The 20,573-nt window shown below is 63.1% G+C and carries 19 protein-coding genes; 9 read left to right on the top strand and 10 right to left on the bottom strand.

The window, feature by feature from the left end; genetic code table 11:
* Window positions 1-90: 90 nt before the first annotated feature.
* From DT070_RS14670 to DT070_RS14655, 4 genes are all read right to left on the bottom strand, one after another.
* Window positions 91-837: a nitroreductase gene (locus DT070_RS14670; protein WP_122956074.1), complete on the bottom strand. Its 747-nt coding sequence runs from the start codon at window positions 835-837 to the stop codon at window positions 91-93.
* Window positions 834-1,277: a thioesterase family protein gene (locus DT070_RS14665; protein WP_122956073.1), complete on the bottom strand. Its 444-nt coding sequence runs from the start codon at window positions 1,275-1,277 to the stop codon at window positions 834-836. Before DT070_RS14665 ends, DT070_RS14670 begins: the two co-directional genes overlap by 4 nt.
* Entirely contained in the window at window positions 1,249-2,259 is a 1,011-nt protein-coding gene (locus tag DT070_RS14660; protein WP_153976360.1) for an NAD-dependent epimerase/dehydratase family protein, read from the bottom strand. The genes DT070_RS14665 and DT070_RS14660 overlap by 29 nt, the downstream gene beginning before the upstream one ends.
* An 81-nt stretch (window positions 2,260-2,340) precedes the next feature.
* Window positions 2,341-3,297 (bottom strand): histone deacetylase, encoded by a 957-nt coding sequence (locus DT070_RS14655; RefSeq protein WP_194965912.1) that lies wholly within the window; start codon window positions 3,295-3,297, stop codon window positions 2,341-2,343.
* A gap of 264 nt (window positions 3,298-3,561) precedes the next feature.
* Between DT070_RS14655 and DT070_RS14650 the strand changes: the two genes are divergently transcribed.
* A complete protein-coding gene (locus DT070_RS14650) occupies window positions 3,562-4,110 on the top strand; it encodes a phasin family protein (RefSeq protein WP_122957420.1) in 549 nt (182 codons plus the stop codon).
* A gap of 235 nt (window positions 4,111-4,345) precedes the next feature.
* On the opposite strand, the gene DT070_RS14645 is transcribed toward DT070_RS14650, so the two are convergent.
* Window positions 4,346-5,236 (bottom strand): patatin-like phospholipase family protein, encoded by an 891-nt coding sequence (locus tag DT070_RS14645; protein ID WP_122956070.1) that lies wholly within the window; start codon window positions 5,234-5,236, stop codon window positions 4,346-4,348.
* A 132-nt stretch (window positions 5,237-5,368) separates the two neighbouring features.
* Between DT070_RS14645 and DT070_RS14640 the strand changes: the two genes are divergently transcribed.
* Window positions 5,369-6,412, top strand: coding sequence for an extracellular solute-binding protein (locus DT070_RS14640; RefSeq protein ID WP_122956069.1), 1,044 nt, complete (start codon window positions 5,369-5,371; stop codon window positions 6,410-6,412).
* A 154-nt stretch (window positions 6,413-6,566) separates the two neighbouring features.
* Entirely contained in the window at window positions 6,567-7,334 is a 768-nt protein-coding gene (locus DT070_RS14635) for a 3-hydroxyacyl-CoA dehydrogenase (RefSeq protein ID WP_122956068.1), read from the top strand.
* Window positions 7,335-7,340: 6 nt separating this feature from the next.
* On the opposite strand, the gene DT070_RS14630 is transcribed toward DT070_RS14635, so the two are convergent.
* On the bottom strand, window positions 7,341-8,273 hold the full coding sequence (locus DT070_RS14630; RefSeq protein WP_122956067.1) for a LysR family transcriptional regulator: 933 nt from the start codon (window positions 8,271-8,273) through the stop codon (window positions 7,341-7,343).
* Between the two features lie 110 nt (window positions 8,274-8,383).
* Here DT070_RS14630 and DT070_RS14625 point away from each other — a divergent pair, with 110 nt between their 5' ends.
* On the top strand, window positions 8,384-10,252 hold the full coding sequence (locus DT070_RS14625; protein WP_122956066.1) for a gamma-glutamyltransferase family protein: 1,869 nt from the start codon (window positions 8,384-8,386) through the stop codon (window positions 10,250-10,252).
* A gap of 9 nt (window positions 10,253-10,261) precedes the next feature.
* On the opposite strand, the gene DT070_RS14620 is transcribed toward DT070_RS14625, so the two are convergent.
* The gene (locus DT070_RS14620) at window positions 10,262-11,158 is read right to left on the bottom strand and encodes a YihY/virulence factor BrkB family protein (protein WP_122956065.1); all 897 of its coding nucleotides are present in this window, start codon (window positions 11,156-11,158) and stop codon (window positions 10,262-10,264) included.
* Window positions 11,159-11,338: 180 nt separating this feature from the next.
* Between DT070_RS14620 and dnaG the strand changes: the two genes are divergently transcribed.
* Window positions 11,339-13,333: a DNA primase gene (gene dnaG, locus DT070_RS14615; protein WP_122956064.1), complete on the top strand. Its 1,995-nt coding sequence runs from the start codon at window positions 11,339-11,341 to the stop codon at window positions 13,331-13,333.
* A gap of 292 nt (window positions 13,334-13,625) precedes the next feature.
* Here the strand turns inward: dnaG and DT070_RS21605 are convergent, their stop codons facing one another.
* Window positions 13,626-14,018 carry a hypothetical protein gene (locus DT070_RS21605; RefSeq protein WP_228778490.1) on the bottom strand — a complete coding sequence of 131 codons (393 nt, stop codon included), beginning with the start codon at window positions 14,016-14,018 and terminating at the stop codon, window positions 13,626-13,628.
* A gap of 19 nt (window positions 14,019-14,037) precedes the next feature.
* Here DT070_RS21605 and rpoD point away from each other — a divergent pair, with 19 nt between their 5' ends.
* Complete coding sequence (gene rpoD, locus DT070_RS14610) at window positions 14,038-16,254, top strand: RNA polymerase sigma factor RpoD (RefSeq protein ID WP_228778491.1); 2,217 nt, start codon at window positions 14,038-14,040, stop codon at window positions 16,252-16,254.
* 161 nt (window positions 16,255-16,415) lie between these two features.
* Here rpoD and DT070_RS14605 read toward each other — a convergent pair whose 3' ends face one another.
* Entirely contained in the window at window positions 16,416-17,321 is a 906-nt protein-coding gene (locus DT070_RS14605) for an ADP-ribosylglycohydrolase family protein (protein ID WP_122956062.1), read from the bottom strand.
* Window positions 17,322-17,518: 197 nt separating this feature from the next.
* On the opposite strand from DT070_RS14605, the gene DT070_RS14600 reads away from it, so the two are divergent.
* On the top strand, window positions 17,519-18,082 hold the full coding sequence (locus DT070_RS14600) for an RNA 2'-phosphotransferase (RefSeq protein WP_122956061.1): 564 nt from the start codon (window positions 17,519-17,521) through the stop codon (window positions 18,080-18,082).
* Entirely contained in the window at window positions 18,079-18,690 is a 612-nt protein-coding gene (locus DT070_RS14595; RefSeq protein WP_122956060.1) for a DUF4291 domain-containing protein, read from the top strand. Before DT070_RS14600 ends, DT070_RS14595 begins: the two co-directional genes overlap by 4 nt.
* A gap of 9 nt (window positions 18,691-18,699) precedes the next feature.
* On the opposite strand, the gene DT070_RS14590 is transcribed toward DT070_RS14595, so the two are convergent.
* Window positions 18,700-19,416 carry an NUDIX domain-containing protein gene (locus DT070_RS14590; RefSeq protein ID WP_122956059.1) on the bottom strand — a complete coding sequence of 239 codons (717 nt, stop codon included), beginning with the start codon at window positions 19,414-19,416 and terminating at the stop codon, window positions 18,700-18,702.
* A 106-nt stretch (window positions 19,417-19,522) separates the two neighbouring features.
* Between DT070_RS14590 and DT070_RS14585 the strand changes: the two genes are divergently transcribed.
* Complete coding sequence (locus DT070_RS14585) at window positions 19,523-20,551, top strand: SPFH domain-containing protein (protein WP_122956058.1); 1,029 nt, start codon at window positions 19,523-19,525, stop codon at window positions 20,549-20,551.
* The last annotated feature ends 22 nt before the right edge of the window (window positions 20,552-20,573 follow it).

The raw sequence follows: 20,573 nt of genomic DNA, 5'->3' as shown, positions 1-20,573 counted from the left end.
GTTTGGACAGGCGACAGAGGCGAAGCGTCCCGCGAGCCGCGGCCTGCAAGGCCTCGCGCATTACACAAAGCGACAAGCGTGGGGGCCACGTCAGTCCAGCCAGGTGGTGAACTGGGATGCAGGAACTCTAGGCGTGCGGAAAGTGTTGACCAACGCGGCTTCGTCCGCATAGCCCAGCGCCATGCCGCACACCAGCATCTCGTTGTCACCTGCGCCGATATGCGGCAGGATGATTTTGGCGAAGCCGTTCCACGCCGCCTGCGGACAGGTGTGCAGGCCCAGGCCGCGCGCGGCGACCATCAGGCTCTGCATGAACATGCCGTAATCCACCAGCGAGCCACGGCCCATCACGCGGTCCAGCGTGAACATCAGGCCCACGGGCGCATCGAAGAGCTGGAAGTTGCGGTGATGCTGTGCGTGCATTCTGTCCTTGTCGCCCTTGGTGATGCCCAGCAGGCCGTACAGGCCCCAGCCGTTTTCGCGGCGGCGGTCGATGTAGGGCGACACCCATTTTTCGGGGTAGTAGTCGTATTCCTCTTTGTACTCGGCGGCCAGCGCCGGGTTGGCGTAGATCGCATCGTGGGCTTCGCAGACTTTGGCGACCAGCGCGTCACGGCTGGCGCCTTGCAGCACGTAGGCCTTCCAGGGCTGGGTGTTGGTGCCGGACGGCGCGCGGCTGGCGACTTCCAGCAGGTGGGCGATGGTCTCGCGCGGCACCGGCGTGGGCAGGAACTGGCGTATCGACTGGCGGCTGACGATGGCTTCGTCGACGGCGTTTTGGGCATCGCCTGCGCGGCGCGGCGTGATGTAGGGAAGCACGGGCGGTGCCTGGGTCATCGGAGGGTCTCCAGTACAGAAAGAAGTTCAGGGGGCAGCGGCGCCGGCCGGCGCGTGGCGCGGTCGACATACACATGGATGAAATGGCCGCGGGCCGCGCACAGTGCGCTTTCGTCGCCCGGGAACAAAGCCACCTCGTAGCGCACGCTGGATGAGCCCACATGCGCCACGCGGATGCCCGCCACCACAGGCTCGGGAAACGCCAGCGGCGCGAAGTAGTTGCATTGGGTTTCGATCACCAGGCCGATCACGCTGCCGGTGTGGATGTCGATGGCGCCGCGTTCGATCAACAGGCCGTTGACCGCAGTGTCGAACCAGCTGTAGTAAACGACGTTGTTGACGTGGCCGTAAACATCGTTATCGGACCAGCGGGTGCCGATGTGGCGGAAGGCCTTGTAGGCGCTGCGGGCTTCAGCCTGCGGGCGTGTCGGGGAGGTCATGAGGACCTATTTTGCCAGTGTGACCCTGGCCGGTCCCGGGCTGGGCTTTTGGGTGGCTGCCCGGCCTGATCGCAAGCGGCTCCCGTCCCAGCAATTCCGGCAAGCGGTTGGGCGACGGCATGTTGTCCCGCTGCAGCAAGATCCAGTGCCCGTAAGAGAACGGCGAAAAGTGCAGGACATCGCACACATGCGCGCCCACGCGTGCCGCCCAGTTGGGCAGCGGAATCTGCAGCGCGCGGGTGCCGGTGTAGTCGGCGCGAAGCTCACGCAGGTATTCGGCGTAGCCGTAGCGGCGGGTGCCGCCCAGCTCAACCTCACGGTGGCCGGCCAGGGAAGGAAAAGCGGCCAGCGCGGCAAAGGCTTTTCCAAGATCGGTGGCCGCCATCGCCGCAATGCCGCCGCGCGCGCCGCGCGGGATGAAGTGCACCGGCGAACGCGACAGGCCGCGCAACCAGCGCGCGCCAAAGCCGCCCTCGCCGTCCAGCAGTGACGGCCGCACGATGGCGTGGTCGCAGCCGGTCGCCGCGATGGCGCGCTCGCCCAGCAGCTTGCTCGACAGGAACCGGCTTTTGGCGCCTTCGTGCAAACCCAGGGCCGAGGTGTGGACCAGGCGGATGTTGGCACCGGCACATGCCACGGCCAGCGCGACCGGCGCGCGGTGGTGCACATGGTCATAAGACTCCCTGGGCCGCTGGCGCAGGATGCCCACGCAGTTCACGACCACGTCCACGTCCACGTCCTTGAGCAAAGGGGCCCAGGCATCGGGCTGCAGCAGATGCTCAAAGCGCACCCTGTGCAAGGCGGCAAAGGGATAGGCCGCCTCGTGGCGCTCAGGGTGGCGGCTGCCGATGGCAAGTTGCGCGCCTGCGGCATGCAGCGCTGCCACGGCATGGCGGCCGATAAAGCCGGTGCCGCCCAGCACCAGGACGCGAAGCGCGCCGGTAGCCACGCTTTTCGGGGAATTTTCGGGATGAGGCTGCATGTTCTTGTGCTGGTTGTTCCCGCGTTCCAGCGGTGGGCCACCCGAATGGGCCAAGGCAATGTAGCAGCAATCCGCGACCGGCTAGGGGTTCCAGGGGTTCCAGCGCTTCCAGTACTCCAGCGCGACGCGGTAGGTGTTCACCTGCACCTGCACGGTTTCGTCGATGTTGACGCCGTAGCCACCCGCCATGGAAAACGCCAGCGGAATACGGCGCTGCCAGGCCCAGTCGAACACGCGCCGGTCGCGCGCTTCCAGGCCATCGAAGCTCAGCGCCAGCCGCCCCAGCCGGTCGCCCTCATACGGATCGGCGCCGGCCAGGAAGAGCACCAGCCCCGGCTCAAAGCGCCGCTCCAGCTCGTCGAGCGCATGCTCCAGCGCCTGGAGATAGGCCGCGTCGCCGCAGCCGTCGGGCAGGTCCACGTCGAGGTCGCTGGCCTCTTTGCGGAACGGGAAATTCTTCTGCCCATGCAGCGACAGCGTGAACACGCTGGCATCCGCGGCAAAGATGCTGGCGGTGCCGTTGCCCTGGTGCACGTCCAGGTCGACGATGGCGACCTGCAACGGCTTGCGTTGGTGGCGGTGCAGCCGCGCCCACTCTGCCTGCATCAGCCTGGCGGCCACCGCCGCGTCGTTGAAGACACAAAAGCCGCCGCCCTTGTGCGCGTACGAGTGATGCGTGCCGCCCGCCAGGTTGGCCGCAACGCCCTCGCCTTGCTTGCCACCCGCTCCCATTGCCACACGGGCCGCTGCGACGGTGGCACCGGCAGAGCGCCGCGCGCGCTCGGACATGCCCGGGCTCCAGGGAAAGCCGATTTCGCGCTGCGCGTTCGCCGGCAAGGTGCCGTGGGTGATGGCGTCTATATAAGCAGGCGTGTGAACCAGCGCCAGCTCGCCATCCGTGGCGGCCGGCGCCTGCGCCATGCGCACCTGCGGGAGTTCGTTCACCAACCGGTCGCGCAGAAGCCGGTATTTGGCCATCGGAAAGCGGTGCCCCTGCGGGAGCGGCAGCACAAAGTTGTCGGCGTAAAAGGCTTGCAAGGTGGGAATCCGGTAGGGGTTTAGCCATTGTGGCCCAAGGGTTTCAGCGCCGTGGAAAGGCCGAATCTGGATACTTTTGCACTCTGTTTTAGTGCGCCAAATAGGGCTCGGCCTCTAAATTGGTGCAGTGCAGCAAAAAATGCTTGCAATGGGGCGGGTATTCCCTATACTTGGGCTCATGTTGCAGTGCAGCAATTCAGCGCAAAGCAACTGTTGACCCAAGTTGACCCTTAGTTGACCCTTAACCACCTATATTGGAGATTCATTATGCTGACCGCTGAACAAGTCCTCGCTTCCCACAAAGCCAACATCGAAACCCTGTTTGGCCTGACCCACAAAGCCTTCGAAGGCGTTGAAAAGCTGGTCGAGCTGAATGTGCAAGCCACCAAGGCTGCCCTGGCTGAAACCGCCAACCACACGCAAGCTGTCATGGGCGTGAAAGACGCACAGGAACTGATGGCCCTGCAAGCCGGCCTGGTCCAGCCCCTGGCTGAAAAGACCGCCGCTTACAGCCGTCACCTGTATGACATCGCTTCCGCCGCCGGCGCCGACCTGGGCAAGACTTTCGAAGCCCAGACCGCTGACGCACAAAAGAAATTCGTCGGCCTGGTCGACAACGCCGCCAAGAACGCACCTGCCGGTTCCGAAACCGCTGTGGCTGTTCTGAAGAGCGCCGTTGCCGCCGCCAACAACGCATTTGAGTCGGTCCAGAAAGCCGTGAAGCAAGCCAGCGACATCGCTGAAGCCAACTTCAACACGGTGGCCGCTTCCGCAGTGAACGCCACCAAAGTGCCTGCCGCCAAAAAGCGCTAAGCACCGGCGCCCCGGCGCTACCGTTCATGGAGCTGCTTTCGCAGGCCCTGTTCAGCTGAACAGGGTTTCAGACCAGTTGTCTCCTCGGGTCCCTTCCGAAATTCATTTCACGGACCCCTTAAAGCCCGATCGCAAGATGGGGCTTTTTTTTGGCCAGAATTTAAGCCAAATCGGCCTCCAGCCCAATCGCTGCCTGGGCAAGAAGCTATCAAAAGAATAGCAAATAGCGCTACGGCTATGGCTGCGGCCTCTGCACCGCATATCCCGCGGCTTCCAGTTTGGCCTTCAATTGCGGCAAGGCCGCCAGCATGGCCGCGCGGCCCGAATCGATGGCGCGCTGGCGCGCCGAGAAGTCCGCGCTTTTCAGGCCCGCCAGCGAGGGCCGGACCACCACATCGGCGTCCTTGAGTTCGTACTGGTTGATGCTTTTGCCCATGATGGCAAAGGTCTGCAGCAGGATCTGCAGTGTGTCGCCGGCCGGGTTGGCTTCGGGCGGGCTGGAGATGTCGACTGCGATCACGACATCCGCACCCATCTGCCGCGCAAAGCGCACCGGCACCGGCGACACCAGGCCGCCGTCGACATACTCGCGGCCGTTGATCTTGACCGGCACAAACACCGCCGGCACCGCGCTGGACGCCCGCACTGCCGAGCCGGTGTCGCCGCGCTGGAACAGCACCGCCTGCCCGCTGTTGAGGTCGGTGGCGACGATGCCCAGCGGGATGGCCATGTTCTCCATCAGCCGGTTGGCCACCAGGTCGTTGACATAGCGGGCCAGCGCATCGCCGCGAAACATGCCGCGGCCGAAGATCGGCAGCATCCAGTCGGTGATGGCGACTTCTTCCATATTCAGCGCCGTCTGCTGCAGCTGCGCGCTGGTCTTGCCGCTGGCGTACAGCGCCGCCACCAGGCTGCCGGCCGACGTGCCCACCACCAGGTTCGGCCTGAGGCCGGCCTCCTCCAGCACCGCGATCACGCCCACATGGGCAAAGCCTCGCGCCGCGCCACCGCCCAGCGCCAGGCCGATGCGCACCGGCTTTTTGCTGGCCTCTGCGGGCGGCGTCGCCACAGGCGCGGCCGGGCCGGACGGCACCGTGGCGCAACCGGCCAGCACTGACAAAACCATCGCCAGGCCCCACCCGGCAAGTCGCCCCTGCCCCCGCGAAGACTTGGTAAGCGTAGGGACTCTTTCACGAATGATTCTTATTTGCTTTATCATCGTCGGGCTTTAAAAACACCTGTAAGAAAGTGGGAAGTTATGTACAAAAAAGTGGTTCTTTCGTCGCTGATGCTGCTGGCAGGCCTGGCTTCGGCCCAGGAGCAGGTGGTCAACTTGTATTCTGCCCGCCATTACCAGACGGACGAAAAGCTCTACAGCGACTTCACCAAAGCCACCGGCATCAAGGTCAACCGCGTGGACGCGGACGACGCCGGCATCCTGGCGCGCCTGAAGGCCGAAGGCGCAGCCTCCCCTGCCGACGTGATTTTGCTGGTCGACGCCGCCCGCCTGCACAAGGGCGACGTGGACGGCCTCTTCAAGCCCATCAAGTCGCCGGCCCTGGAAGCCGCCATCCCGGCCAAGCTGCGCGCCAAAGAAACAGCCGAAGGCACGACCTGGTTCGGTTTTTCGACCCGCGCCCGCGTCATCGTGTTTGACAAACTCAAGGTCAAGAAAGCCGACGTGGACACCTACGAAAAGCTGGCCGACCCGAAGAACAAAGGCCTGCTGTGCACCCGCTCCGGCGCCCATCCGTACAACCTCTCGCTCTTCGGCGCCGTGACCGAGCACCTGGGCGAAGCCAAGGCCGAGCAGTGGCTCAAGGGCCTGGTGGCCAACATGGCGCGCGACCCCAAAGGCGGCGACAGCGACCAGATCAAGGCCGTGGCCAGCGGCGAATGCGGCATTGCGCTGACCAACACCTACTACCTGGCGCGCATCATGCGTTCGAACTCGGCCGAAGATAAAACCGTGGCCGACCGCGTCGGCGTGGTCTTCCCCAACCAGGACAGCTGGGGCACGCACGTGAACATCGCCGGTGCGGCCGTGGCAAAGAACGCCAAGAACACGGCCAACGCCGTCAAGTTCATGGAATACCTGGCCAGCCCCAGCGCGCAAGAGTACTTTGCCAACGGCAACAACGAGTGGGCCGCCGTGCCCGGCCTGGGCGTGAGCAACCCTGCGCTCAAGGCCATGTCCCCTTCGGGCAACGGCAGCTTCAAGTCGGAAACCATCCCCATCAGCGCCGTGGGCAACAACCAGCTCAAGGTGCAGCAGATGCTGGACCGCGTCGGCTACAAATAAGCCAGCGCCCCGTTTTTGCGAAAAGCCCGGCAGCCGAAAGGCGCCGGGCTTTTTTCATGGGCCATAATTGACGTTTACGTTAACGTCATGTCGCACAAGAAGCGCACACGGCGTCCACAACACCTCAACTTCTCTTCTCACTCAAGGAACCACCATGGAAATCGCAGGCAAAGTATTTATCGTCACCGGCGGCGCATCGGGCCTGGGTGAAGGCACCGCGCGCATGCTGGTGGCCAACGGCGCCAAAGTCGTCATCGCCGACATGCAGGCCGACAAAGGCGAAGCCATCGCCAAAGAGCTGGGTGCTGACAAAGCCGCTTTCGTCAAATGCGACGTAAGCCAGGAAGCCGACGGCCAGGCCGTAGTGGCCAAGGCACTCACCATGGGCAAGCTGATGGGCCTGGTGAATTGCGCCGGCATTGCGCCCGCCGAAAAAACCGTGGGCAAAAACGGCGCGCACGGCCTGGCCGCTTTCAGCAAGACCGTCACCGTCAACCTGATCGGCAGCTTCAACATGATTCGCCTGGCGGCCGACGCCATGTGCAAGAACGACCCCGAAGCCACCGGCGAGCGCGGCGTGCTGATCTCCACCGCGTCTGTGGCGGCCTACGACGGCCAGATCGGCCAGGCGGCCTACAGCGCCTCCAAGGGCGGGATTGTCGGCATGACCTTGCCGATCGCCCGCGACCTGGCGCGCAACGGCATCCGCAACATGACGATTGCCCCCGGCATCTTCGGCACGCCCATGCTGTTCGGCATGCCGCAGGAAGTGCAGGACTCGCTGGCCGCCGGCGTACCCTTTCCGTCGCGCCTGGGCACACCGCAAGACTACGCCCGCCTGGCCAAACACATCATCGAAAACGACATGCTCAACGGCGAAGTCATTCGCCTGGACGGCGCGATCCGCCTCGCTCCGCGCTAAGCCGGTTTAGCGTGCAATCGGGTGCAGCGCTGCCAGCCGCTCCGTCAGCAGCGCTGAAAGCCGCTCTATCACCTCGTTGACGCGCGCCGGCACATACTGGCGGCTCGGCACCACGGCGTACAGCGGCGCCGGCTCACCCAGGTGGCCCGCAAAAAGGCGCACCAGCTTGCCGCCGGCCAAAGAGGCCATCAGGTCGATCTCGGACTGGTAAACAATGCCCCGCCCTTCCAGCGCCCATTGCAGCGCGATGGACGCGTCATTGCAGGCCAGCGGCCCGGCCACGCGCACCTGAAACGGCGCGCTGGCCTCGCCCTTCAGCTCGAACTGCCACTGATCCTGCCGGCGCTCGCGCACATGGCAGACCAGGCAGTCGTGCTGCGCCAGCTCACACGGCTCCAGCGGCGTGCCGCGTCGCGCCAGGTACTCCGGGCTGGCGCAGGCCACGCGCCGCGCCGGCGCCAGCAAGCGTGCTGAATGGGTCGAGTCCATCAGCGGCCCGTTGCGCAAGGCGATGTCGATGCCTTCGCGCACCAGGTCCACACGCGCATCGCTGATCTGCAGGTCGATCTCAATCCCGGGATGGGTGCCGGCAAATTCAGCCAGCCAGTACGCCAGCATTTCGCGCGCCAGCATGGCGGTGGCCGTGATGCGGATACTGCCCGTCAGGCCGAAGGTGCCGGCGCGGACTTTGGCCTGGCCTTCGGCCACCAGCTCGAGCGCGCGGCGCGCATGGTCGACCATGACGGCGCCTTCGGCCGTGGGCCGCACGGCGCGTGTGGTGCGCTCAAAGAGGCGCACACCGAGCGAGGTTTCCAGCCGCTTGATCGCCGCACTGACCGCCGCGGTCGACAGCCTGCAGCGCTTGCCGGCACCGGTGAGGCTGCCGGTTTCTGCCGTGGCCAGCAGCACGCGCAGCGTATCGAGATTGTCAAATTCCATGGAAGAGTGATTTCTCCGAAACGCCATTGTGGGGCGATGGGTCGCTCGATATATTTGCAGCGCAGGCCCAGAGCCCTGCCACAAGCAACAACTACATTCAAGGATATCCCATGAGACACGCCTTCCCGGCGCTGGCAGCCACCGCGCTGCTGGCCGCCTGTGCCAGCAGCCCCACCGCGTTCAACTACCAGGTCCCCGCCGACGAAGTGGCGCGCGGCACCAAGTACATGCAGCCGGAAGGCGCTTCGGGCTTCACCCCCAAACCCGGCTGGGCAACCAAGACCTTCGCCGTGGCCGCGGCCAACCCGCTGGCCACCGATGCGGGCTACCAGGTGCTCAAGGCCGGGGGTTCCGCCATTGACGCGGCGATCGCGGTGCAGATGGTGCTGACGCTGGTCGAACCGCAATCCAGCGGCATAGGCGGCGGCGCATTTTTGCTGCACGCCAACGGCGGCAAGGTCGAGGCTTTTGACGGCCGCGAAACCGCGCCCGCCGCGGCAGACGAGAAGCTCTTCATCGGCGCCGATGGCAAACCCATGGCGTTTTACGACGGCGTGGTCGGCGGCCGCTCCGTCGGCACGCCCGGCACCGTGCGCATGCTGGAAATGGCCCACAAACAATACGGCCGCCTGCCTTGGGCCCAGCTGTTTGCGCCGGCCATCCAGCTCGCTGAGGGCGGCTTCAGGGTCAGCCCGCGGCTCAACACCTTGCTCAAGGGCGAAGTGCACCTGAAAAAAGACGCTACGGCCGCAGCCTACTTCTACAAGGCAGACGGCAATCCGGTGGATGTGGGCTCTGTGCTGCGCAACCCGGCCCTGGCCGATGTGCTCAGGCAAATTGCGGCCAGAGGCTCCAGCGCGCTGCTCGAGGGCAAGGTTGCCGAAGCCATCGTCACCAAGGTGCAAAGCCACGCCACCAATCCCGGAAAACTGGCCCTGGGCGACCTGGCCGGCTACCAGCCCAAAAAGCGCGAGCCGATCTGCTCCGACTACAACGCCGCCGGCAAGGCTTACCGCCTCTGCGGCATGCCGCCGCCCAGCTCGGGCGCGATTGCGGTCGGGCAAATCCTCGGCATCCTGAACAACACGCCTGCCGCCACGCTGGGCCTGGTCACCGGCACCGGCGGCGTTCCCGGCACGGTGTCTCCCACGCCGTCGGCCGACTGGCTGCACCTCTACACCGAGGCCTCGCGCCTGGCCTTTGCCGACCGTGCGCAATACCTGGGTGACCCTGACTTTGTACAGGCGCCGGGCGGCAACTGGATGAGCCTTCTGGCACCCGCTTACTTGAGCGAACGCGCCAGGCTGATCCAGCCCACCGGCCCCAGCATGAAGACCGCCAAACCGGGCGTTCCGGGCGCTGTCACCACCGCCTACGCGCCCATGCCCGACCAGCCTGAATACGGCACCTCGCACATCAGCATCATCGACAGCTACGGCAATGCGATTGCCATGACCACGACGATTGAAGACCAGTTCGGCTCGCGCCTGATGACCGACGGCGGCACCGGCAAGGCCGGCGGCTTTTTGCTGAACAACGAACTCACCGACTTCAGCTTTGCCCCGACCGATGCCGACGGCAAGCCCGTGGCCAACCGCGTGCAGGCCGGCAAGCGCCCGCGCTCGTCGATGGCGCCCACGCTGGTGTTCGACAAGGCTTCAGGCCAGCTCGTGATGAGCGGCGGCAGCCCCGGCGGCGCGCTGATCATTCACTTCACGGCCAAGACGCTTTACGGCACGCTGAACTGGGGCCTCAATGCCCAGCAGGCGATCGACCTGCCCAACTTCGCCTCGCTCAACGGCCCGAGCATCCTGGAAGAAAAGCGCTTTTCCCCGGCAACCGTCGAGGCACTGCGAAGCCGCGGCGCCGAAGTGCGCGAGCAGGCCATGACCAGCGGCCTGCAGGCCATCCAGAAAACGCCCGGCGGCTTCTTTGGCGGCGCGGACCCGCGGCGCGAAGGGCTGGTGCTGGGTGACTGAGGCTGTGCTCTAACCCAGCCGCATGGGCCTGGCAGGCTGGTCCTGCCGGGCCGTGCCCAGGCGCTCATACTCTGAAATGACTTGAGCGCCCAGCAGCAGCAAGGTGGCAGCCACCTCCAGGCTCAGCAGCACCAGGATGGAGGTGGTGAGGGAGCCGTACACCAGGCCCACCTGCGACAGCGTGGAGAAGTACCAGACCAGCAGATGGCGCGTCAGCTCCCACAGCAGCGCGGCCGTGACGCCGCCCAGCAGCGCGTGCCGCCATTGCAGGCGGCCCACCGGCATCACCATGTAGAGCGAGGTCAGCAGCAGCACCTCGCCCGCCAGGCCCAGCAGGTACAGCAGCACGCCGGAAAACCCGCTGAGCGACCACTGCAGGCCCAGGAAATCCACGCTTTTTTCACCCAGCGCCTGCAGGCTGCCCGAGACCAGCGTGACCAGCAGCAAGCCCAGGCCGACAAACACGATATAGCAGTACGGCAATAACGCAGACACCAGCAGATGGCGGCGGCGAATCGCCACCCGGTGCAAAAAGATCACCGACATCGCGTTCTCCAGCACCGTGAAGGCCAGCGAGCTGAAAAACAGCATGGTCGCCAGCAGGACCCAGCCCAGAACCTCGCGGTGGGCCAAAAAATTGGCCAGTTCAGCGGTAATGAAGCTGCCCTGCCCGGGCGCCAGCCAGCCGATGTAGCGGCCCAGGGCCTGCAGCAGCGCGTCCTGCGATATCACATGGGACAGCGCGATCGCCACCAGGATCAGGAGCGGCACGATGGACAGCAAGGCGTAATAGGCCACCGCACCGGCCAGCAGCAGGCCCTGGTTGGCGCGAAAACCCTTGAGCACCCGCAGCGTGAACGAGCCGGGGTGGCTGAAAACATAAGCCAGGTTGGGTGCAAGCGTCATAAGGGCGCCCCGCTGCGGGGGCTGCAGGGAAAATCCCATGATGGACCGCCAAAGCGGGCCACACTGCCGCCGGATGCCTCCAATGCGTGTCAGCCCAGCGCCCATTCCCCCAGGGACTATCGGCGCGGGCCCACCCCGCCGGGGATGCGTGTGCTAAATTGACCCCCCTCTTTCCACGCCATGGCCATCCCCCAAACATTCATCCAGGAGTTGCTCGCGCGTGCGGACGTGGTGGACATCGTGGGCCGCTATGTGCAGCTCAAAAAGGGCGGCGCCAACTTCATGGGCTTGTGCCCTTTTCACGGTGAAAAGTCGCCCTCCTTCAGCGTCAGCCCCTCCAAACAGTTCTACCACTGCTTCGGCTGCGGCAAAAACGGCAACGCCATCAGCTTCCTGATGGACCACGGCGGCATGACTTTCATCGAAGCCGTCAAAGACCTGGCCCAGCAATACGGCCTGCAAGTGCCTGAAGACGATGTCTCGCCGCAAGACCGCGCCCGCGCCGCGCAGATGCGCGAACAGCAGGCCACGCTCACCAGCGTGCTGGAAAAAGCCGGCCTTGCCTACATCAAGGCCTTGCGCAATTCGGAGCGCGCCATCGACTACTTCAAGGGCCGCGGCGTCTCGGGCGAAGTCGCCAAGACCTTCGGCCTGGGCTATGCGCCCGAGGGCTGGCGCAGCCTGGCCAGCGTCTTTCCGGACTACAACGACCCGCTGCTGGTCGAAAGCGGACTGGTCATCACGGGCGAACCCGGCGACGAAAACGCCGCCGGCGAAGCCAAACGCTACGACCGCTTCCGCGACCGGGTCATGTTCCCGATCCGCAACGTCAAGGGCGAATGCATAGGCTTTGGCGGCCGCGTGCTCAGCGACGAAAAGCCCAAGTACCTCAATTCACCGGAAACCCCTGTCTTCAGCAAGGGGCGCGAGCTGTACGGCCTGTTTGAAGCCCGCACCGCCCTGCGCGAACACGGCTACGCGCTCGTCACCGAAGGCTATATGGACGTGGTGGCGCTGGCGCAGCTGGGTTTTGCCAATGCGGTGGCCACGCTAGGCACCGCCTGCACGGCGGACCACGTGCAAAAGCTGTTCCGTTTTACCGATTCGGTGGTGTTCAGCTTCGACGGCGACAGCGCCGGCCGCCGCGCCGCGCGCAAGGCGCTGGACGCCGCCCTGCCCTTTGCCACCGACGTGCGCACCGTCAAGTTCCTGTTCTTGCCGGCCGAGCACGACCCCGACAGCTACATCCGCGAGCACGGCCAGGAAGGTTTTGCCGCCGCCGTCACCAAGGCCGTGCCGCTCAGCCGCTTCATGCTTGACGCCGCCGGCGAAGGCTGCGACCTGGACACCGCCGAGGGCCGCGCCCACATGGCCAGCAATGCGCGGCCGCTGTGGGGCCTGATGCCGGACGGCGCCCTCAAGCGCCAGCTGCTGGCCGAGATCGCCGACAAGGTGCAGATCGACAGCCGCGAACTGCTGCAGCTGTGGCAGCCGGCCGCCTCCGGCTACAAGGCGGACTATAAAAACAATAGCAGCATGCGCAAGCCTGGTGCGGGCTACAAGCCAAAATCATCCTCAACATCGGTTCAACACGCCGATATGCCCGACGCTGCGGACTACCCCCCGCACTTCCCCGACGAGCGCGACTACAGCGCCTCCGAGCCCTCCGGTTACTTCCCGCCCCCTTCGGCGCCCGGCCGCAGTTTTGGTGACCGCAGCGCCAGCCGCACGCCGCGCCGCGTGGCCGGCCGCATGCTGCCGGCCAGCCGTGAAGACCGCGTGCTGCGCCTGCTGCTGACGGAATCCGGCACCTGGGACCAGCTCAGCACCGAAGAACACCACCTGCTGGTCGAGTTGCCCGAGCCGCACGGCCCGCTGTTTGTGTGGCTGGAAAGCCAGTTGCACGAACACGGCCCCCAGCCCTGGGCCGCCCTGCGCGAAGGCCTGCGCGGCCATGCCTTTGAGAGGCACGCCACCACGCAGATCGCGCAGATCCCGGAAGGCATCGAAAGCGACTGGACCGAGGTGCGCAGCATCCTGGACCAGCTCCTGCGGCTGCACCGCCAGCGCGAGATGAGCGAGCTCGCCGCCCGGGCCGCCACTGACCCGGCCGCCCGCCAGCGCTACATGGAACTGGCCGCCAGCCTCAAAACCGCCGCCGATACGGCCCGCTGAGCCGCCGGCGGCCAAAAAAGCCTCTTTTCGGGTGAAAAACCCGCCAAAAAACCGCCAAAAACCCACCCCAAAACCGCCCAAAAAACAGGCAACAGGGTATAATCCGATTTTCGACGGCAAGCGCGACAGCAGCACCTCCGGCCCGGCCACCCTGAAACATCAGGGACTCAACCAACGAGACGGCCTATTCCTCCAAGGAATTCCCGCAAGGACTGCACACCAAATGTTCGCCCAAACAGCTTGCCCGAAAAACTGAACCGTGAATTGCCACCAGGACTTTTGTCCCGTGGCGCTATCGGGCCCGTTTTTCGCCTCTCCCGTTTTTTGTCTCTGAATCCTCGTGACCGTGCCCGTGCTTTTGCATGGGCGCCAAGGCGCATTTTTGTTTACTGGTAGCTGATCGATATTTAAAACAATTTCCGACAACTGGAGGTCCCATGCCTACTGCCAAGCCCATGAAGCCGAGCAACAAGAAGCCGCAAAGCGCGCAGCCCAAAACTGCCGCAAAGCCCAAAGCCAAAGCAGCACCCAAAGCTGCTGCAAAGCCGGTAAGCAAGCCTCCAGTCAAAGCAGCCGCCAAACCGGCGGCCAAGGGCGTAACAAAGAGCGCCAAGGTTGAAAAACCCGGAAAACACGCCATATCTGTTTCATCTGCCAAAGCCAGCAAATCAAGCGCCCCGGTCAACAAGGCCTCCGCAAAAACCGTGAAATCCGCTCCTCCTGATTTGCCCCTGAAGAAAGCCCCACCCGTGCCGACCAAGTCCAGTCCCGAAGCCAAGCCAGTTGCCGCCGCCGTTGCCGAAGTGCCCGTGAAGAAGAAACCGGGCCGCCCGCCCAAGAACCCCGCCGCGGAAGGCAGCGCACCCGCCGCCACCGGCGCCAAGCGCGGCCGCAAGCCCAAGAGCGCCGCCGGCGCGAGCAAGCCCGGCGAAGACCTCGACATGTCCGACATTGAGGACGACCTGGTCGGCGAACCCGTGGCGGAGACGACCGAGAAGGTCAAGCCGCTGCGCATGAAGATCAGCAAGGCCAAAGAACGCGCCTTGATGAAGGAATTCGGCCTGGACGAAACCGTGCTGTCTGAAGAAGACATGCTCAAGCGCCGCCTGCGCCTGAAAACCCTGATCAAGCTCGGCAAGACCCGCGGCTACCTCACGCACGGCGAAATCTCTGACCACCTTCCCGACAAGCTGGTCGATGCCGAAACGCTGGAAGTCGTGGTCAACATGCTCAACGACATGGGCGTGGCCGTGTACGAGCAGGCGCCTGACGCCGAAACCCTGCTGCTGAACAACACCGGCCCGACGGTGGCGACCGAAGAAGAAGCCGAAGAAGAAGCCGAAGCCGCCCTGTCGACCGTGGACAGCGAGTTCGGCCGCACCACCGACCCGGTGCGCATGTACATGCGCGAGATGGGCACGGTCGAACTCCTGACGCGCGAAGGCGAAATCGAAATCGCCAAGCGCATCGAGGGCGGCCTCATGAAGATGATGGAAGCCATCTCGGAAAGCCCTGCGACGATTGCCGAAATCATGCGCCTGGGCGAAGAAATCCGCGAAGGCAAGATTGTCATCTCCACCGTGGTCGACGGCTTTTCCAACCCCAATGAGGCCGACGACTATGTGGCCGAAGAAGACTTCGACGAATTCGACGAAGAAGACGACGACGACGGCAAGGGCGGCTCCAAGGCCCTGACCAAGAAGCTCGAAGAGCTGAAAAAAGAAGCGCTCAGCCGTTTCGACAAGATCGCCACCCTGTTCGAAAAAGTCCACAAGACCTACGACAAGGAAGGCTACGGCACGCCCACCTACGTGAAGGCACAAAAAGCCCTGAGCGACGAACTGATGACCGTGCGCTTTACCGCCAAGACCATTGAAAAGCTGTGCGACATGCTGCGCGGCCAGGTGCTGGACGTGCGCAAGAAAGAGCGCGAGCTGCGCCGCATCATCGTCGAGAAATGCGGCATGCCGCAGGAAGTCTTCATCAAGGACTTCCCGCCCAACCTGCTCAACCTGAAATGGGTTGAAAAACAGGTCGCCTCCGGCAAACCCTGGTCCGTGGTGATGGCGCGTAACGTGCCGCCCATCCAGGAATTGCAAACCAAGCTGGCCGAATTGCAGGCCCGCGTGGTGGTGCCGCTGGCCCAGCTGAAAGACATCAACAAACGCATGAACGAAGGCGAGTCAAACTCGCGCGACGCCAAGAAAGAAATGATCGAGGCCAACCTGCGCCTGGTGATTTCGATCGCGAAGAAGTACACCAACCGCGGCCTGCAGTTCCTCGACCTGATCCAGGAAGGCAACATCGGCCTGATGAAAGCCGTCGACAAGTTCGAATACCGCCGCGGCTACAAGTTCTCGACCTACGCCACGTGGTGGATCCGCCAGGCCATCACGCGTTCGATCGCCGACCAGGCGCGCACCATCCGCATCCCGGTGCACATGATCGAGACCATCAACAAGATGAACCGCCTGTCGCGCCAGCACTTGCAGGAATTCGGCTTTGAGCCGGACGCCAGCATCCTGGCCGCCAAGATGGAAATTCCTGAAGACAAGATCCGCAAGATCATGAAGATCGCCAAAGAGCCGATCTCGATGGAAACGCCGATCGGCGACGATGACGATTCGCACCTGGGCGACTTCATCGAAGACAGCGCCAACACCGCACCGCTGGAAGCCGCGATGCAGGCCGGCCTGCGCGATGTGGTCAAAGACATCCTCGACAGCCTGACGCCGCGCGAAGCCAAGGTGCTGCGCATGCGTTTCGGTATCGAAATGTCGACCGACCACACGCTGGAAGAAGTCGGCAAGCAGTTCGACGTGACCCGCGAACGCATCCGCCAGATCGAAGCCAAGGCGCTGCGCAAGCTCAAGCACCCTTCGCGTTCGGACAAGCTGCGCAGCTTTATCGATACGCTGTAAAAACCGCTTGCATCCTCAAAAGCCCGGCCCCGCAAGGCGCCGGGCTTTTTGATGCCCGCCGCTTTTATCGATAGCGCGGCCCGACACATTTTTGCGCCAACTGCGCGCATCAATCTTGATGAACTTATTGAACGCTGCCGGTCGAGGCGAAACCCACAAACTCATGCATCAAGAGAGCTTTTCAAGAGACTATCGGCGAGAAGTTCAATATCCTCGCGCATGATCAAGCGCTCCAGCCACGCAGCGGGAATCGACTGGCTGCCGTAATGGGCGCCGGCAATTTGCCCGCAAATGGCGGCTGTGGTATCGGCATCATCGCCAAGATTCGCCGCGGCAAGGACGGCCTCTTCAAAAGACGCCGTGTGAATAAAGCACCAGAGTGCAGCCTCCAGCGCCTCAACGCAATAGCCTGACCCCTTGATAGCCTCTCGTGGCTTGCCGGCGAATTCCGCCGCGGCTATCGCAGCGACATTGACGGACAAGGGCTCGGGTACCTTGGTTGCAAGAATCGTCTCTTTGGTAGCGCCCAACAATGCAGCCCGGATCTGCAGGCTAAACAAGCGTGAGCACTCGATAGCTTCCTGCGCGCCATGCGTTGTGCGCGTGCTTTCGCCGGCAAAGCGAAAGGTGTCCGCTTCATTTCCGCGGAAGAACATGGGAACCGGCGCCAGGCGCATCAATGCGCCGTTTCCTGCGGTTTTCGGATCAGGCTGACCCGCAAAAGGGTCTTGGGTCAAAAGATAGCGATTCAGTGCCGTAGCCACCGTGACGCCAATGTCGAAGCATTTTCCATTGCTGCTCATGTACCCGACGCTGCGCCAGTTGCAATACCGATTCATTTGGTCCACCGGATTAAACCCCTGGCAGTGCACAAGACTGGCCGCTAGGCACAAAGCCATCGACGTATCGTCAGTCCACTCACCGGGCCGCAGATCGAACGGTCCGCCTCCCTTCATGTCCGTAACCGGTTCGAAGCTGCCTCGCGACATAAACTCCACCGTGGTTCCCACGGCATCACCGCATGCAAGCCCCAGCAAGCACCCTCGATAGCGTTCCGCATCTTCCATCAACAATATTCCTGCAAGTCAGTTGCCATCGGGTTAAGGAACTTCAACATATTTGGGTATTCGCCACAGATCCGGTTTCATCACCGGTCAGTAAGTTGATGGATTTGACTTCCTTTCTAATTGGTTGTATTGTACAACCATATGGGTTGTCTAAAGCAACCTAATAAGTCAACTTATAACAAAAAGAAGGAAAATTTATGACCCCACAGCACCTCACCAGCACCAGCAAGTTCCTGAGCCTGGTACTGCGGCACAAGCCGTCCACCATCGGGCTTTCACTGGATGCGGCCGGCTGGGCCAATGTCGAGGAGCTGCTCGCCAGGGCTGCGTCGGCCAACCAGCCACTTTCCCGTGCGTTGCTCGAAAAAGTAGTTGAAACAAGCGATAAAAAACGCTTTTCCTTCAGCGAAGACGGCCTGTACATCCGCGCCAACCAGGGCCATTCTGTTGACATTGAACTTGGCTTGCAGCCTTTGACGCCGCCGGCGAGGCTTTATCACGGCACGGCATCGCGCTCTCTCGACGCCATCCTGGCCGAGGGCTTGACCAAACGTCAGCGTCATCACGTCCACCTGAGCGAAAGCAGCGAAACGGCTACCGCGGTGGGCCGGCGTTATGGTCAACCGGTTCTGCTTGCGGTGGACACCCAGCGCATGGCGGCAGAAGGTTACCTGTTCTTTCGGTCGGAAAACAACGTGTGGCTGACTGACCACGTACCAGCGGTTTACCTCTCTATCATCGACGCCGGGAGCCTGGAATGAAGTTACCCACGGCTCCCCACATACAGCAGCGACGGCTATGGCCGACAGAGGGTCGCCATGTGTTGGCGCACCACGACGCGGATACCATCGTCGTTTACCAGGCTTATCGACCCAGTACGGCCGCGTACGCCGTTGCGCACGGGCAGTTGGGAGGCCCTGACTTCAGCTTTGACCGCATGAGCTGGATCAAGCCAAACTTCTTGTGGATGATGTATCGCTCGGGCTGGGGTAGCAAAGAAGGGCAAGAGGGAGTTCTGGGTCTGAGGCTCAGGCGCACGTTCTTTGATTCGTTGTTGGCAGGTGCCGTGCCTTCCACGTTCGACAGCGAGGCCTACGCCAGCCCACAGGAATGGCAAACCGCGGTTGCGGCTTCGAATGTCAGGCGCCAGAGGGATCCGGACCACGCACCGTCCGGCGCGAACCTCGCCCGCCGGGCCATCCAGCTCGGTTTGCGCGGGGAGGCCCTGCGCGCTCTGGCCACCACTGAGTTGCTGGAGGTGATCGACATGAGCAGCTTTGTCGCATCGCAGCGACTACAAGCCACGGATGATGATCAAAATCTGCTGGTGCCGGTCGAGACGGTGTACACCGCGCAGAGTCCGGCATAAGCAGCTCTCTTAACTGCGGGGACTGAAGGTCCTCGGAAAATACATCACTGCACGCCTGTCTTTCAGGCGGTAGCCCATGGCAGGCCGGGGCGATCCTACGTCGAGAAGACCTTCTTCTTTCAGAAAATCCGCCGCCAGTGCACGCGTGCGGAAACCGCTTTTGTCTATAGGCCGCCCCAATACCACCTCATACATCTTCTGCAGTTGCGGCAGCGTGAACGGCTCCGGCAGGAGGAAGGCCGGCAGCGAGGTGTATTCCACCTTGCTTCGCAGGCGCTCCAGTGCGGCTTGCAGAATGTCGCCGTGGTCAAACGCCAGTCGCTTCCGGGGCGAATGTTGCTCCACCGGATGCCACTTGGCCGGTTTGACCTCGTCCTGCACCAGTTGCACGGAGTTTGCGGGCAGCAAGGCAAAGTAGGCATGCGTTGCAGACCACCCTCGAGGGTCGCGCGCACTGCCGCCCCAGCTGCCAAGCTGTTCCAGATAGGGGCTCTTGACACCCGTCTTGTCGAGCAGCTTGCGTTTGGCGCAGGCCTCCAGCGAGTCGTCCTTGTCCACATCCACAAAACCACCAGGCAGCGCCCATGCATCCGGGAACGGCTCTTCAGGCCCCACAGGCCGCTTCACCAAGAGAACCTGCAAGTGTTCGTCCAGCACGGTGAAGATCACCACGTCGACCGTTGTCAGCGGTCTTTCAAAGTCCAGGTGTTTCGGTTTGGTTGCCATTTATTTGACTCCTGTTTGACAAACTTGAATTAAGTTGTATTATGCAACTCATACATAGGTTGTTCAATACAACCTAAAAAGCAATTAACCACAAGGAGCGTTCACCATGTTAGGTATCCGGTTCATCAAGTCCCAGCCCACGGTTCATTTGATCCAGTTCAAAAGAGGCAAAGTCGTCCGGGAAGGCGCGGGCCAGTCCTTCTATTACTACGCACCCACCTCTACCGTGGTGGCGGTGCCCGTGGCCAGCGCCCACCACCCCTTCATGCTGACCCTGGTGACCTCCGACTTCCAGAACGTCACGGTCCAGGGCCAGGCCACCTACCAGGTCAAAACGCCTCAGTTGACGGCGCGCCTGATGGACTTCTCGCTCAAGGCCAGCGGACAAGGCTATGCCTCGGATGATCCGCTCAAGCTGGGTGACCGCGTCGGCATGCAGGTACAGGTCATCATCCAGCAAAAAGTCCAGGCGCTGACGCTCAAGGAAGCCCTGTTATCCTCCGCCGAAATCGCCCGGCATGCCGAAGCCAGTCTGGGCGCCCAGCCCGAAATTGCCGCTCTGGGTTTGCAGATCCTGGGCGTTTCTATTCTGGCCATCAAGCCGACCCCCGATATCGCGCGAGCCCTGGAAGCCGAATCCCGCGAGGCCAACCTCAAGGCTGCCGACGATGCGATCTACCTGCGCCGAATGGCGGCAGTCCAGAATGAACGCGCCATCCGCGAGAACGAACTGGACACCGAAGTTGCCGTGGAAGACAAGCGCAGCCAGATCGAGGACGCCAAGATGGCGGCCAAGGCTTCGGTGATGCGCAAGGAAAACGCCCTGCGCACAGAGCAGATGGATTCGGACGTGGCGCTCGAAGAAAAACGCAAGCTCTACGTGAACGGCCAGGCAGCCAACTCCCGCACCCTGGCCGAGGCGGAAGCCGCCCGGCTGGACGCCATCATGAAGACCTTCCAGGCGGTCGATCCCCGCACCATCCAGGCGCTGGCTTCGGCCGGCATGGACCCGGCCCAGCTGATCGCCCAGGCCTTTGGCGGCATCGCCGACAAGGCCGAGAAGATCGGCCAGCTCAACATGTCGCCCGAACTGCTCAATTCGCTGCTGGCCGGTGCGAATGCCGCCCGGAAATAAGTAGAAACAGGAAAGGAAGCAA

It is taken from the genome of Polaromonas sp. SP1 (assembly GCF_003711205.1).
In the GTDB taxonomy this organism is placed as follows: domain Bacteria; phylum Pseudomonadota; class Gammaproteobacteria; order Burkholderiales; family Burkholderiaceae_C; genus Polaromonas.
This window is presented reverse-complemented; position numbering and strand designations above follow the sequence as displayed.

Coding starts and splice junctions, on each gene's coding strand:
- dnaG (WP_122956064.1), top strand. CDS start 11,339: ATGGCCATCCCCCAAACATTCATCCAGGAGTTGCTCGCGCGTGCGGAC.
- DT070_RS14640 (WP_122956069.1), top strand. CDS start 5,369: ATGTACAAAAAAGTGGTTCTTTCGTCGCTGATGCTGCTGGCAGGCCTG.
- DT070_RS14605 (WP_122956062.1), bottom strand. CDS start 17,321: ATGGAAGATGCGGAACGCTATCGAGGGTGCTTGCTGGGGCTTGCATGC.
- DT070_RS14590 (WP_122956059.1), bottom strand. CDS start 19,416: ATGGCAACCAAACCGAAACACCTGGACTTTGAAAGACCGCTGACAACG.
- DT070_RS14600 (WP_122956061.1), top strand. CDS start 17,519: ATGACCCCACAGCACCTCACCAGCACCAGCAAGTTCCTGAGCCTGGTA.
- DT070_RS14585 (WP_122956058.1), top strand. CDS start 19,523: ATGTTAGGTATCCGGTTCATCAAGTCCCAGCCCACGGTTCATTTGATC.
- DT070_RS14625 (WP_122956066.1), top strand. CDS start 8,384: ATGAGACACGCCTTCCCGGCGCTGGCAGCCACCGCGCTGCTGGCCGCC.
- DT070_RS14620 (WP_122956065.1), bottom strand. CDS start 11,158: ATGACGCTTGCACCCAACCTGGCTTATGTTTTCAGCCACCCCGGCTCG.
- DT070_RS14660 (WP_153976360.1), bottom strand. CDS start 2,259: ATGCAGCCTCATCCCGAAAATTCCCCGAAAAGCGTGGCTACCGGCGCG.
- DT070_RS14670 (WP_122956074.1), bottom strand. CDS start 837: ATGACCCAGGCACCGCCCGTGCTTCCCTACATCACGCCGCGCCGCGCA.
- DT070_RS14595 (WP_122956060.1), top strand. CDS start 18,079: ATGAAGTTACCCACGGCTCCCCACATACAGCAGCGACGGCTATGGCCG.
- DT070_RS14630 (WP_122956067.1), bottom strand. CDS start 8,273: ATGGAATTTGACAATCTCGATACGCTGCGCGTGCTGCTGGCCACGGCA.
- DT070_RS14665 (WP_122956073.1), bottom strand. CDS start 1,277: ATGACCTCCCCGACACGCCCGCAGGCTGAAGCCCGCAGCGCCTACAAG.
- DT070_RS14645 (WP_122956070.1), bottom strand. CDS start 5,236: ATGGTTTTGTCAGTGCTGGCCGGTTGCGCCACGGTGCCGTCCGGCCCG.
- DT070_RS14635 (WP_122956068.1), top strand. CDS start 6,567: ATGGAAATCGCAGGCAAAGTATTTATCGTCACCGGCGGCGCATCGGGC.